The sequence below is a fragment of the Nocardia sp. NBC_00403 genome, assembly GCF_036046055.1.
GTDB lineage: Bacteria > Actinomycetota > Actinomycetes > Mycobacteriales > Mycobacteriaceae > Nocardia.
On record NZ_CP107939.1, the window covers coordinates 3,563,759 to 3,577,056 of the forward strand.

13 protein-coding genes are annotated in these 13,298 nt (G+C 67.1%); 6 read left to right on the top strand and 7 right to left on the bottom strand.

Going from position 1 to position 13,298, the window contains the following annotated elements; translation table 11 throughout:
* Nucleotides 1–4 precede the first annotated feature (4 nt).
* Nucleotides 5–3,016 carry a bifunctional [glutamine synthetase] adenylyltransferase/[glutamine synthetase]-adenylyl-L-tyrosine phosphorylase gene (locus OHQ90_RS15650; protein WP_328411207.1) on the top strand — a complete coding sequence of 1,004 codons (3,012 nt, stop codon included), beginning with the start codon at nucleotides 5–7 and terminating at the stop codon, nucleotides 3,014–3,016.
* Between the two features lie 25 nt (nucleotides 3,017–3,041).
* Here the strand turns inward: OHQ90_RS15650 and OHQ90_RS15655 are convergent, their stop codons facing one another.
* A complete protein-coding gene (locus tag OHQ90_RS15655) occupies nucleotides 3,042–3,380 on the bottom strand; it encodes a winged helix-turn-helix transcriptional regulator (RefSeq protein WP_328411209.1) in 339 nt (112 codons plus the stop codon).
* 120 nt (nucleotides 3,381–3,500) lie between these two features.
* On the opposite strand from OHQ90_RS15655, the gene OHQ90_RS15660 reads away from it, so the two are divergent.
* Together OHQ90_RS15660 and OHQ90_RS15665 are read left to right on the top strand one after the other, a co-directional pair.
* Nucleotides 3,501–3,827 carry a hypothetical protein gene (locus OHQ90_RS15660; protein ID WP_328411211.1) on the top strand — a complete coding sequence of 109 codons (327 nt, stop codon included), beginning with the start codon at nucleotides 3,501–3,503 and terminating at the stop codon, nucleotides 3,825–3,827.
* A gap of 7 nt (nucleotides 3,828–3,834) precedes the next feature.
* Nucleotides 3,835–4,482, top strand: coding sequence for a cysteine hydrolase (locus tag OHQ90_RS15665; protein WP_328411213.1), 648 nt, complete (start codon nucleotides 3,835–3,837; stop codon nucleotides 4,480–4,482).
* 78 nt (nucleotides 4,483–4,560) lie between these two features.
* On the opposite strand, the gene OHQ90_RS15670 is transcribed toward OHQ90_RS15665, so the two are convergent.
* Complete coding sequence (locus OHQ90_RS15670) at nucleotides 4,561–4,866, bottom strand: hypothetical protein (RefSeq protein ID WP_328411214.1); 306 nt, start codon at nucleotides 4,864–4,866, stop codon at nucleotides 4,561–4,563.
* A 58-nt stretch (nucleotides 4,867–4,924) separates the two neighbouring features.
* On the opposite strand from OHQ90_RS15670, the gene OHQ90_RS15675 reads away from it, so the two are divergent.
* Both OHQ90_RS15675 and OHQ90_RS15680 read left to right on the top strand, forming a co-directional pair.
* Nucleotides 4,925–5,869 (top strand): endonuclease/exonuclease/phosphatase family protein, encoded by a 945-nt coding sequence (locus tag OHQ90_RS15675; RefSeq protein WP_328411215.1) that lies wholly within the window; start codon nucleotides 4,925–4,927, stop codon nucleotides 5,867–5,869.
* 145 nt (nucleotides 5,870–6,014) lie between these two features.
* Complete coding sequence (locus OHQ90_RS15680; RefSeq protein ID WP_328411217.1) at nucleotides 6,015–7,460, top strand: metallopeptidase; 1,446 nt, start codon at nucleotides 6,015–6,017, stop codon at nucleotides 7,458–7,460.
* Nucleotides 7,461–7,474: 14 nt separating this feature from the next.
* Here the strand turns inward: OHQ90_RS15680 and OHQ90_RS15685 are convergent, their stop codons facing one another.
* From OHQ90_RS15685 to OHQ90_RS15705, 5 genes are all read right to left on the bottom strand, one after another.
* Nucleotides 7,475–7,939: a 6,7-dimethyl-8-ribityllumazine synthase gene (locus OHQ90_RS15685; protein ID WP_328411219.1), complete on the bottom strand. Its 465-nt coding sequence runs from the start codon at nucleotides 7,937–7,939 to the stop codon at nucleotides 7,475–7,477.
* A gap of 9 nt (nucleotides 7,940–7,948) precedes the next feature.
* Nucleotides 7,949–8,800 (bottom strand): alpha/beta hydrolase, encoded by an 852-nt coding sequence (locus tag OHQ90_RS15690; RefSeq protein ID WP_328411220.1) that lies wholly within the window; start codon nucleotides 8,798–8,800, stop codon nucleotides 7,949–7,951.
* Nucleotides 8,797–10,197 (bottom strand): M20/M25/M40 family metallo-hydrolase, encoded by a 1,401-nt coding sequence (locus tag OHQ90_RS15695; protein ID WP_328411221.1) that lies wholly within the window; start codon nucleotides 10,195–10,197, stop codon nucleotides 8,797–8,799. The genes OHQ90_RS15690 and OHQ90_RS15695 overlap by 4 nt, the downstream gene beginning before the upstream one ends.
* Nucleotides 10,194–11,858 (bottom strand): CocE/NonD family hydrolase, encoded by a 1,665-nt coding sequence (locus OHQ90_RS15700; RefSeq protein ID WP_328411222.1) that lies wholly within the window; start codon nucleotides 11,856–11,858, stop codon nucleotides 10,194–10,196. The genes OHQ90_RS15695 and OHQ90_RS15700 overlap by 4 nt, the downstream gene beginning before the upstream one ends.
* Before the next feature lie 65 nt (nucleotides 11,859–11,923).
* Nucleotides 11,924–12,265 (bottom strand): VOC family protein, encoded by a 342-nt coding sequence (locus tag OHQ90_RS15705; RefSeq protein ID WP_328411224.1) that lies wholly within the window; start codon nucleotides 12,263–12,265, stop codon nucleotides 11,924–11,926.
* 89 nt (nucleotides 12,266–12,354) lie between these two features.
* Here OHQ90_RS15705 and OHQ90_RS15710 point away from each other — a divergent pair, with 89 nt between their 5' ends.
* Nucleotides 12,355–13,197 (top strand): sigma-70 family RNA polymerase sigma factor, encoded by an 843-nt coding sequence (locus OHQ90_RS15710; RefSeq protein ID WP_328411226.1) that lies wholly within the window; start codon nucleotides 12,355–12,357, stop codon nucleotides 13,195–13,197.
* Nucleotides 13,198–13,298 lie beyond the last annotated feature (101 nt).

The window sequence follows — 13,298 nt, forward strand, 5'->3', positions numbered from 1 at the left end:
ACATATGGTACGGCCGCCGACTGCTCGTTCAGCTGTTCCCGGTGTCGGTCGGCTCGGTTTGCTCGAGCCGACCGCTGCCCAGTCCTTGCGAGAGTTGGCGTGGGATAACGTCGACAGCATTCCGGTGCTGTGGGCCCTGTCGCGATCGCCGGATGCCGATCTGGCGTTGCTGACACTGATTCGGTTGCGCGCGGCGCTGGGTGCGGGCTGGGCGGAACTGGATTCGCAGTTGCGTGCCGACACTTCGTTGCGCGGCAGGCTGTTCGCGTTGATCGGTTCGTCGAGCGCGTTCGCCGATCACCTGGTCGCCGATCCGGCGGCGTGGCGGATCCTGCGGCGCGACAAGTTGCCGAGTCGCGAGGAACTGATCGCGGATCTGCTTGCTTCGGTCGAAGCTGTGCCTGCCGAAAGCCTTGAGGCCACCGCCGCGCTGTATCGGGCCGCCATCTCCGGTCCGGAGGCGATTGCCTTGCTGCGCAAGCGGTATCGCGATCAGCTGATGGTCCTCGCCGCGCTCGATCTCGCCGCGACGGTGGAGAACGAACCGGTCTTGCCGTATCAAGTTGTCGGTCGCCACCTCACCGACCTGGCCGACGCCGCGCTGACCGCTGCGCTGTCGGTAGCGGTGGCGCGGGTGTGTAAAGAAGGACCGGTGCCGGTGCGGCTCGCGGTCATTGCCATGGGCAAAAGCGGTGCGCGCGAACTGAATTACGTCAGCGACGTCGATGTGGTGTTCGTCGCCGAGCCCGCCGACGCCACCGCGACCCGGCTGGCGGCCGAGCTGATGAGCGTGGGCAGCGCGGCCTTCTTCGAGGTCGATGCGGCGTTGCGGCCGGAGGGCAAGGCCGGTGCCTTGGTGCGCACGCTGGAGTCGCATATCGCGTACTACAAGCGGTGGGCGCGGACCTGGGAGTTCCAGGCATTGCTCAAGGCCAGGCCGATGACCGGCGACCTGGAGCTGGGGGAGCAGTATCGCGCCGCACTGATGCCGATGGTCTGGACCGCGTCGGAGCGGCCGGATTTCGTGGCCGACGTGCAGGCAATGCGGCGTCGGGTGGAGGATCTGGTGCCCGCCGATCTGCGCGAACGTGAGCTGAAGCTCGGGCGCGGCAGTCTGCGCGACGTCGAATTCGCTGTGCAGCTCCTGCAATTGGTGCACGGCCGAGTGGATGAAACGCTGCATGTGCAGGGCACCGTCGAGGCGTTGACGGCACTGGCCGCGGGCGGCTATGTCGGTCGCGACGACGCGGCCAATCTCAATGCCTCCTACGAATTCCTGCGGTTGCTCGAGCATCGCCTGCAACTGCAGCGACTCAAGCGAACACACACCCTGCCCGCCGCCGACGACGAGGAAGGCATGCGCTGGCTGGCGCGCGCCGCGCATATCCGGCCCGACGGCAGGCAGGATGCGGTCGGCGTGCTGGGCAACGAAATTCGGCGTAATTCGGTGCGGGTGCGGCGATTACACGCCAAGCTCTTCTACCGCCCGCTGCTCGAATCGGTGGTCAAACTCGATCCCGACGCGCTGCGGTTGAGTCCGGACGCGGCGATTCGGCAGTTGGCCGCACTGGGTTACGTGGCGCCCGAACACGCGCTCGGACACCTGAAGGCACTGACCGGCGGGGTCTCGCGCAAGGGCCGCATCCAGGCGCTGCTGCTGCCGACTCTGCTCGAATGGCTCGGTGACACACCGAATCCCGATTCCGGACTGCTGGCCTATCGGCGGGTGTCGGAGGGTCTCGACGATCAGATCTGGTTCCTGCGCGAGTTGCGCGACGAAGGGGCGATCGCGCAACGGCTGATGATCGTGCTCGGTTCGTCGGAGTATCTGCCCGATCTGCTGATCAATGCGCCGGACACGATTCGGATGTACGCCGACGGTCCTGGTGGTCCGCTGCTGCTCAGTCCGCAACCGGAGGACGTCGCACGCGGAATCCTCACGGCGGCAGCACGTTACGACGATCCGAAACGGGCGGTGGCCGCGGCGCGTTCGCTGCGGCGGCACGAACTGGCCAGGGTGGCATCGGCGGACCTGCTCGGCATGCTCGACGTGCCGCAGGTGTGCCGCGCGCTGTCCTCGGTGTGGGTCGCGGTGCTGGAAGCCGCGCTGCGCGCGGTGATTCGGGCCAGCGAGGCCGAACTCGGCGAGCCCGCACCCGCCGATTTCGCGGTGATCGGCATGGGCAGGCTCGGCGGTATGGAGCTGGGCTACGGCTCCGACGCCGATGTGCTGTTCGTCTGTGATCCGCGTCCGGGCCAGGACGAGACCAAGGCCGTGAAGTGGGCGATCGGTATCGCCGAGCGGGTGCAGCGGATGCTCGGCGCGCCGAGCACCGATCCGCCGCTGCAGGTGGATGCCGGGCTGCGGCCGGAGGGCCGCAACGGTGCGCTGGTGCGCACCTTGGCCGCCTACGCCGCTTACTACGAGCAGTGGGCGCAGCCGTGGGAGGTGCAGGCGCTGCTGCGCGCGCACCAGGTGGCGGGGGACGAGGCGCTCGGGGTGCGGTTCCTGCACATCATCGACAAGGTGCGCTATCCCGATGGCGGGGTGTCCGCGGAGTCGGTGCGCGAGATCCGGCGGATCAAGGCGCGGGTGGATTCCGAGCGGCTGCCGCGCGGTGCCAACCCGGCCACCCACACCAAGCTCGGCCGCGGTGGACTGGCCGATATCGAATGGACAGTGCAGCTGATGCAGCTGCGCTACGCCCATGACGTGCTCGGTCTGCACAACACCTCTACGCTGCAATCGCTCGAGGTCATCGAGCAGACCAAGCTGCTCGACGCCGAGGATGTGGCGCTGCTGCGCGATGCCTGGCTCACCGCGACGAAGGCGCGCAACGCCCTTGTCCTGGTACGCGGCAAGCCTGCCGATCAGCTGCCCGGCCCGGGCCGCCTACTATCGGCCGTCGCGCGGGTCGCGGGTTGGCCGAACGATGATGGCAGTGAATTCCTGGACAATTACATGCGGGTCACGCGCCGCGCCAAGGCCGTCGCGGAGCGGGTGTTCGGCGGGTAGTTCCGCGGCGGCGAGAACGGTTCGCTCAGCCGGGCAGTTCGATGTGCACGCGATCGGCGCGCTTGCGGCCCCACTCGTACAGCGCCGTCAACACGGGCACCAGGCTCCAGCCTTCTTCGGTCAAGCGGTACTCGACCTGGGGCGGGACGGTGTCGAAGACGGTGCGCTCGACCAGATTGTCGGCCTCGAGCTCCCGCAGCTGCTGGATCAGCATTTTCTCACTGGTGGAAGGCATCAATCGGCGCAGCTCGCCGTAGCGGTGTACACCTTTCTTGAGCTGGGCGAGAATCACCGGCTTCCATTTGCCGCCGATCAGGTCGACGGTCACCTCCACCGCACAGTTGTAGCGCTTCTGCACACCCATCTCTCGCCTCCGGTACTCACTAAAAAGTGCGTTCTTGTAACACTGTAATCATCCGGCTTTCATAGATGTCGTCCCCGCGGCTCGCCGCATCAGCTACTGCAGACATGGAGTCCAAATCCTATGAAGGTCATCGTTTTCGACCGTTTCAAGCCCGGTGTGACGATGGAGACCATCAACCCGTACCTGCCCGAAGAGGTCGCCAATGTGTGGCGGCTGTGGAAGGCGGGCATCGTGCGGGAGAACTACGCGCGTGCCGACGAGCCGGGTGTGGTCATCGTGTTCGAGGTCGACAGCGTCGAGGAGGCACAGAAGTACGTCGCCGACTTCCCGCTGACCAAGGCGGGCTACCTGGAATGGACCTACGTTCCGGTGCAGGCGCCGCTGCCGCTCGAGGCACTGATGGACCCGAAGGTCGACGTTGCCGAGCCCTACGACCGGACGAACTGAGTCCGTCATGAGACACGCATTCGGTCTCGACATCCCGCACACCCTCGACGATGCCTGCGACCCCCGTCGCATGGCGTTGATCATCTACGACATGCAGGTCGGCATCGTCAGCCAGATTCCGGACGGCGACAAAATCGTCCAGACCTGCGTGCAGCTGCGAGATGCGGCGCGGGCCAACGGGTTCCGCGTGTTCTACACCCGGCACATGTCGCTGCCGTCGGCGGTGGCGGGCGTATCCCAGTTGCGTATGGCGATGGCATGGCAGCGGCTGGACGATCCGGCCGAAGTGCGTTCCAGCTTCCCGCAGGGCTCGCCCCAATTCCAGCTCGTGCCGGAGCTCACCCCCGGCCCCGACGAGATGGTCTTCGACAAGATCACCATGTCCGCCTTCGCCGCGACGCCGCTGGATATCGCGTTGCGCGACTGCGGAATCGACACCTACGCGATTGCCGGCATCGCCATGGAGGTCGGCATCGAACCCACCGTCCGGCACAGCCTGGACCTGGGTTACTTCCCGGTCGTCGTCACCGACGCCTGCGGTGCGGGACACCCCGACGCCGCCGAACGTTCGCACGCGACACTCGAATTCGCCGGAGGCTCGCTCAGCACCGACACCGCCACACTCACGGCGGCATTGAGTCGACCTCGCGATTGACGCCGGGCAGGGCGAGACGCCGCCGTGCTGGTTCGGCCATCTGTGGTCGCTCGGCACGGCAGCGTCGTGGCACGAGGGCTATCGCCGCGCGGTGCCCGAGGTCGGCGACCGGAAGCGGGAGACGAAATCGCGGAGGGCGCGGCGGTCTTCGAAGTCGGGCGGGCGGTAACCGCTGTCGGCGGTAACCGAGATGGTGGAGCCGGCGACTATTCGTAGGTCGGTCCAACAGTATGGCAGGACGAGGGCCTGGACAGTGTGGCCATTGCTGCTCACCGTGATTCGCGTGGTGTAGCGCCCCGCGAGCGCCGCGAGGTCTTCGGCGGTGTCGGCCGTCATGGCACCGGAGGCGACGAATTCTTCGACGTACACAGCTGCATTCTCCACACAAAACCTCCACAAGGTCGACACCGCGCCCGCACCGAGCGTGCGTAGGGTTCGAGGCATGCGTACATGGATGGATCGGGCGCTACTCGGTGTGGGGTGGTGCGCGGTGGCGGCGGGCGTCGTCGGGGTCGCTCTGTATTTCGGAACATGGCAGCGGCGGGCGGTTGTGCTCGTCGCTTCCGGCGCGTCGTATCTGATGATCGGGGCCGTCGTCGGGCTGGTGCTGTTCTTGATCGCGCGCGGCTGGCGCAGTGCCGCTGTTGCGGGGGTGCTCGTCGCCACGGTGGCGTGGACCCAGCTGCCGATCTTCGTGCCGGACGGCCGAGCGGCCAGTGGGCCGGAAGTCGTGGTGATGCAGTCGAATCTGATGCTCGGCGCGGCCGATGCCGCGACCGTGGTGCGGGCGGTGCGCGACAATCGGGTCGATGTGCTGACCGCCGAGGAGTTGACCGCGGACATGGTCGCGCGGCTCGCCGCGGCGGGACTCGCGCAGGCACTGCCGTATCAGTACCTCGAGCCGACCTCCGCTGCGGGCGGCACCGGGATCTACAGCCGATACCCGTTGCGCGACACCAAGAAATACGTCGGTTTCGTGCTCAACCAGGTGTCGGCGACGATGGATCATCCGCAGGCCGGAGCGGTCGCGGTGTTCGCGTTCCATCCGATTCCGCCGACGGTGGACTTTCCCGCATGGAGTTCGGAGCTGCACAGCATCCGCGACATTCTCGACGCACAGCAGGGTCCGGCGATCGTCGGCGCGGATTTCAATGCGACGCGCGATCATTCGGCCTTTCGCGATCTACTGCGCGGGCGCTTCGCCGCGGCCGCCGAGCAGGCCGGCGCGGGCCCGCTGCCCACTTATCCGACCGATTACCAGTGGGGCCCGGTGATCGGCATCGACCACGTCCTGGTCGCCGATGCGGCCGCCGACGAGGTGCACACACTCACCATGCCGGGCTCCGACCACCGGGCCATGATTGCCACGATCCGGCTGAACGGATAACGGTGCGTTGCGTTCTCGCCCGCGCGAGGTATACACACCGCGCGCCTGCGGCGATTAGCATATGAACGCTCGATGGCCGTGCGTCTGCGACACCGGCCGGAGGGGCGGGCTCGGAGACGAGTCCCGGGATTCGGGGAGGAACCTGATGAAGACAACACGGCTGCGTTTCGGGGCGGTCGCCGTGCTGATGGTGCTCGGCGTCGAGCTGACCGGATGCGGGAGCGACACGGTAGGCGGCGCGGATATTGCGGCGAGCAGCGCCGACAACCCATGGGAGCTGGCCGGGTCGGCCTCTTCCTCGGGACCGAACGGACCGCGCGTCGGTGTGCCGGACGCGCCACTGACCGCGGTGAACGGCGACGGAGGAGCCGTCGACAAGCTTGCTCTCAACACCATCGCCGACCTGCAGGACTACTGGAAGACCGAGTACGGCAAGACCTTTCCCGGCACCTTCGAACCGGTGACCCGCTATCTCTCGTGGGATGCCAAGGCGCCCGAGGAGCAGGCGATCACGTTCTGCAAGTCCAGTACCTTTCACGTGGTCAACGCCGCCTACTGCGGCCTCGACCACACCATCGGCTGGGACCGCGGCGTGCTGCTGCCGAAGCTGAAGGAGAAGTTCAGTGAGATGGCGGTGGTGATGGTGCTCGCGCACGAGTACGGCCACGCCATCCAGGGACAGGCCAAGATCGCGGGCTTCCTCACCTCGGCCATCGTCAAGGAGCAGCAGGCGGACTGCTTGGCGGGAGTCTTCCTACGCCATGTGGCGGAAGGTAATTCGGCACACTTCACGCTGAACACGACCGATGGGCTCAACGCAGTGCTCGGCGCGACGGTCGCGGTGCGCGACCAGGATCCGGATAATCCGAAGAACGTGCACGGTTCCGCGTTCGAGCGCGTGACCGCCGTGCAGATCGGATACACCGACGGGGCGTCGGCCTGCAAAAAGATCAATAAGGGTGAGATCAACAAGCGTCGCGGAAATCTGCCGAAGTCCTTCGAGCAGGACGAAGAGAACCATCAGCTTCCGGTCGACGTGGATTCGCTGACCAGCCTCGGTCAGGCGCTCGGCAAGATCTTCCCGCTGCCGAAGCCGCCCCAATTCGACTACGCCGGCGTGGTGCGCACCTGCTCGAAGGTCACCACCACCGAGCCGGTGTCCTATTGCCCGAGCTCCGGGAAGATCGGCACCGATGTGTCCGCTCTCGCCGCGCGCGGCGGGCCGATGACGGGGGCAGGCGAACCGCTCTCGGCGGTCGTGGACGGCGACTACAACGCCTTCGCGATGTTCATCTCCCGCTATGTCCTTGCGGTGCAACAGGATCGCAAGCTCACGCTGACCGGCGCCGGCACGGCCGGACTGCGCACCGCGTGCTTGACCGGCGTGGTGACAACCGAGCTGAGCGAGCCGAGCAGCGATCCGCACCTGTCGGCCAACGACCTCGACGAGGCGGTCTCCGGTCTGCTGGCCGACGGCTTGGTCGCCGCCGACGTGGACGGCAAGGTGGTGGCAGGCGGCTTCCAGCGGCTCGAAGCGTTCCGGATGGGTGTTCTCGACGGTGAGTCCGCCTGCCTGACGCACTACAGGTAGGTCCTATCCGGAGGTCAGTGCGCAGCGGCAGGCAGCGCACGCAGGGAGCTGAGGGTGTTCGCCATCGCGCGAGCGGCCTCGGCTCCCTTCGTCACGAAATGCACGGTGAAGTAGGTGACGTGCTCGCTGTGCTCGTGGAAGTGGTGCGGGGTGAGCACCACCGAGAAGACCGGCACGTCGGTGTCGAGCTGCACCCGCATCAGCCCGTCGATTACCGAGGAGGCAACGAAATCGTGCCGGTAGATGCCGCCGTCGACGACCAGCGCCGCCGCCACGATCGCCGCGTACTTGCCGCTCTGTGCCAAGCGCTTGGCGTGCAGTGGGATCTCGAACGCGCCGGGGACCTCGAAGACGTCGATGGTGGCGGGATCGAAGCCGAGGTCGGCGTACTCGGCGGCGAAGCCCTCGTACGCCTTGCCGACGATCGAGCTGTGCCACATGGCGCGAATGAACGCGACGGATCCGGTGCTAGTGCCCATAGTCGGATCCTACTTCCCGGTAACGTGCGCTTCCAGCCAGTCCACGACATCGCCGAGCACCTTGTCCTGCTCGGGCTCGTTGAAGATTTCGTGATACAGCCCGTCATAGCGGATCACCGTGAGATCCTTCGAACCCGCGCCGTCCTCGATGAGGGTGGAGCTGGACGGCGCGGCGATGGCGTCCGCGGTGCCGTGCAGGACCAGCAGCGGCACGGTGAGCTTGTCCAACCGCCCCTTGACCAGCGTCGTCGTGGTCAGGATCTCGGTGCCGGTGCGGGCGGGGAGTTTGCCTCGGAACACCAGCGGATCATTGTCATAGGCTCGGATCACCTCGGGGTCACGGCTGATCATCGACGAATCCAGCTTCAGCACACCGAGATTCGGCGTCAGCCGGGACAACACCGGTGCGAGCAGACGCTGTAGCGGATTGCCGATCGGGATGTCCAGTGGTGGTGCCGACAGCACGATGCCCGCGACATCGATCGGTGCGCGGGTGGCCAGGTGCAGCACGATGAGGCTGCCCATCGAATGGCCGATCAGGAAGCGCGGTAGGTCGGGATGCTCGCGCCCGGCGAGGTCGAGCATGAAGGCGACATTGTCGGCGGAGCCGTCCATCGAGCCGATGTTCGCATTGCTGCCCGCGGACTTGCCGTGCCCGATGTGGTCGAGCGCGTAGACGGCGAAACCGGAGGCCGCGAGCCGCTTTCCGACATGCGCGTAGCGGCCGGAGTGTTCGGCGACCCCGTGCACGAGCACGATCACGGCCTGCGTGACGGTGTCGGGCAACCAGGCGCGCCACGCGACCCGGCTGCCGCGTCCTTCGAATTCGCCGGTGGCGGACTCGAGGCTGTCGGATGTCATACGTCGGCTCCTGACGTCTGCGGCGGCGCGGTGGTCGACACGTGTGCGAAATGGTCGATCAGCCGCCGATTGAACTCGATGAGCCGAGCGTAGTTCACCAGGGAGATGCGTTCGTCGGTTCCATGGATCGTCGCGAGGTCGGCCTTGGTCAGCACAATGGGCGCGAAATTACAGCGCGCGGTGGCGAGATCGTTGTAGTGCCTGGCGTCGGTGGCGCCGGGGACGATGCCGGTGGTCACCGCGATGCCGGGCACCACGTCCTCGGCCAGTCGGGCAATCAGTTCGAACCCCGCGCCGGGTCGGGCAGGCCTGGTCGGCTCCGAGGTCATGCCGACCAGATCGATGCGGACCCCCGCGTCACGCACCACCTTCCGGCAGTGTTCGAGCACCGACGCGACCGAATCACCGGGCAGGATACGGAAATTCACCAGGGCCTCGGCCTGTTGCGGCAGCACATTGGCCTTCACTCCGCCGCTGATCACCGTGGGCGCGGTGGTGGTGCGCACCAGCGCCTCGGTCTGCGGCGTCGCCGCCATCACCCGGGTGATCAACGGCGTGGCCAACCCGGCGAGGCCGAGCAGGCGGCGTCGGGAATCGGGCATGACATGCCGCAGCCTGGCCAGCATGTCGGACACCAACGGAATCAGGCGCAACGGCATCGGATGGTCCTGGACGCGGCTCACCGCGCGAGCGATGCGGCCGACCGCGGTCTGGCGGCCCGGCATGGACGAATGCCCGCCTACCTCCGACACCGACAACCGGATGGTGGCATAGCCCTTCTCGCCCAACATGATCGAGGCGACCGGACGATCCACGCCATCGGCAACGCCATCGGTGATCACGCCGCCCTCGTCGAGCAGCAGGTCCGCGCGCACACCCGCGTCACGCAGCCGCTGCGCCATCCGCACCGCGCCCTGGTCGCCGAACACCTCCTCGTCGTGCCCGAAGGCCAGATATACGGTGTGTTCGGGCCGGATGCCCGCCGCGAGCGCGGCTTCGACGGCCTCCAGGATGGCCATCAGGCGGCTCTTGTCGTCGATGGCGCCGCGGCCCCAGATGAACTCGTCGTCGACAACGCCCGCGAATGGTGGATGAGTCCAGCGCGCCGGGTCGTCGACGGGCACCACGTCCTGGTGGGCGAGCAGGATCGCCGCCACGGTGTCCGGTGCCGTACCCGCCCACCGGTAGAGCCTGCTGTGGCCGAACCGCTCCAGCTCGAGCTCGTCGTGCACGAGCGGGAAGGACCGCTCCAGATGCTCGCCCAGTCGGGTGAACTCCGGGGCGTCGGCAGCGGGTTCTTCAGCGGACACCGTCACGCAACGCAGTGCTTGCGCCAATCGCTCGGCGACCAGCGCATCGACCGCGGTCGGGTTGATAGACGCGGCATCTTCGGTCATCGATCACCGGTCTCGTACGGCGGCAGATTCATGGGCACCGTTGCATTGTTCAACAGAACGGGGCCGAGCGTGATCGTCTTCTCGGCGCGCCATTTGACCAGGGCCTCGCTGACCCCGCCCGTCAGGTCGGGTTGCCGAGGCGCACCGAGCAGCGGCAGGTCGAGCCGGGCCGCCGTCACGGTGACCGCGGTGTTCGCCGGGGTGTGCGACCACACATCGTCGATGACATCGGTGATCATCGCCCCGATTCGATGGCCCGCGGACAGCGGCCAATCCTGGGCCAACATCCTGACCTCGGCGGTCTCCGACACCGGCGCGATACCGCGGGTGATGATGGTGGCACGCCCGTCCGGGGCAATGTCGTACAGCTCGACCGTGACAGTGGCCGTCGGCGGACCGACCAGCCGCAACGACGCCGTCGGCGCGCCGGCCAGGTGCTGGTCCTGGGCGAGCGGTTCGGAGACCGACCAGATCTCTCGATCGGGCCCGGGAACAATGCCGCGGTCGGTGTAGACGCCGGGCCGCAGATCGACCGAGATCCGTCGCATGTCCTTCGGCGGCCACGCGGATTCCGAGCGCCAACCCCCGTCGTACTGACCGACCCTGACGCGCGGACCCGGTACCTCTACGTCGCGGCCCGCGACATGCCTGTCGAAGAACGCGAGCAGTTCGGCGTCGAAATTCGGGGTGCCGCACTTCTCGTGGCAATCGCTGTGACTCCACTGGCCGAACCAGGCCCGGTGCTCGCCGGGGCCGAGCGCATCCCACACATCGAACACGCGGTAGGCCCTGGTGTTGTAGTCGAGGAACCCTTGGGCGAGAAATAGCGGAATCGTGTTACCGCGCAACTTGTCGACCAGATTGCGGTCGCGCCAGAACTCGGAGTTCACATTGTGGTCGGCGGTGTTCGCGGCGTACGGCGCGTAGCATTGCGGCGACATCTGCACGGCGTTGGCTCGATATTCGGGGGAGTCGTCCCACCGACCCGGAGTGGAGGCGATGAGCAGGTGTTCCAGGCCCACCTGGTCGGCCGGGCGGATACCTCTGTCGATGACCGGCTTACCGCTGAACTTCCACGACACGCCCTGCATGTACAGGTAGGTGTACGGATCGACCGCAGACGCGAACGAGCCCACCGCGGCAAGGCCCTTCGGCTTGCCGGCGAGACCCATCATCGCGGTCCACCCCTCATAGGAGACGCCGACCATGCCGACCTTGCCGGTCGACCACGGCTGGCTCGCCGCCCACTCCACCGCGCTGGTGACATCCGAACGTTCCCCCGGCCCACCGTAATCCGGGCATCCCGACGACCCGCCGAACCCGCGCAGATCGACGATCACATAGGTGTAACCGGCCCGCAGGAACATGTCGACAGGGAGGAAGTCGATCGAAGGACCGTCCGCCAGGTGCGGGATGCTCAGATAGGCCAGGTGCGAACGATACGGGCTCACGGTGAGCACCACCGGAGTACGCGTGTCCTCCGAGATCCCGCGCGGGCGCATGATGTCCGCGTGCAACCGGGTGCCGTCCGGCGCGGTGATATAGCTCTGCGACCACGTGAACGGCAACCCGGCCGGATCGGCGGCGGACACCGGCGCCACCACCCCGAGTAGCAGCAGCACCCCGACCAACACCCGCGACAACGCGGCACCCACATTCACCTGAGCACTATCGACCGCTCCCGGGCGGCTGTCCAGCCCCCGGAAGCGGGGTGTCGGTCACCCGGTCACGGCTGCAGCAGGCCGAGGACATTGCCGTCGGCATCGGTGACCGTGGCGATCAGCTTCCCGCCCCCTACGTCCGTGGGCTTCTGCCCTGCCTCGGCGCCCGCCTCGACCAGGGCCGCGAGGTGCTTGTGGATGTCCTCGACGTGCCAGTAGCCGATCGGTCCCGTCATGCCCTTCTGCGCGCCGTTCGGGTCGAGGCCGATGTCCTGGCCTGCCACGCGGTAGCCGACGTAGTACGCAGTGTCGGCGATCGGCTCCGCGCCGAACAGCGCATTGAACAAGCTCTTCGCCTTGACGAGGTCGGTGACGGGGTACACGATGGTCTGCAGTCCTGCGGTCATGATCGACTCCTTGTGTTCGCTTGCCAGCGGATTTCCCCGGTGTTCGCTCCGGTTCGTCTACTTGACCGACCGAATCGGGAGAATGTGACATGGACGAGGATTTTCTTGCCGAGCGCTTCGAAGAGCATCGGACGCACCTGCTCGCGGTGGCGTACCGGATGCTCGGCACCGGAAGCGAAGCCGACGACGCGCTCCAGGAAGCGTGGCTACGGCTGAGTCGTTCGGACACCGACGAGATCGACAATCTGGGTGGCTGGCTGACCACCGTGGTGGCGCGGGTCTGCCTGAACATGCTCCAGTCCCGCAAGACGCGGCGCGAGGAACCACTCGACGAGCTCGAGCCGCTGCCGTCCGCCGACGGTCCGGAACAGCAAGCGGTGCTCGGTGATTCGATCGGACTGGCGTTGCTGGTGGTGCTCGACACGCTGGCACCCCCGGAGCGGTTGTCCTTTGTCCTGCACGACATGTTCGCAGTGCCGTTCGATGAGATCGCCCCGATCGTCGGCAAGAGTCCGGCGGCGGCACGACAACTGGCGAGCCGGGCGCGGCGGCGGGTCCAGGGTGCGCGTGCGACTGTCGACCGCGATCGGCAGCGTGAGGTTGTCGACGCGTTTCTGGCGGCGTCGCGCAGCGGCGAGTTCGAGCGGTTGCTGACACTGCTCGACCCGGATGTGGTGCTGCGCGTGGATGCCGCCGCCATGGCCACGGGTGCGGTGGGCGCGCTCGGTGCGGGCGCGGTGGCCGAAACCTTCTCCGGCCGGGCCAAGGCGGCGCGACTGGCGCTCATCGACGGCCGAGCGGGCGCGGTGTGGACCGTGGGCGGGACACCGCGGGTGGTCTTCGACTTCACCGTGTCCGACGGCCGGATCGTCGCTATCGACCTGCTGGCCGACGCGGAGACGCTCGGACTGATGGAGCTCGAAGTCCAGTAGGGCTGGACTTGGCTGCGCCCTGCGCTGTCACATCTGGGCTGTGCGAACGGTCAGGGGTGTGACGGCGCAGCACCCACTCGCGCCGGAGGAGCGAGGCTAGG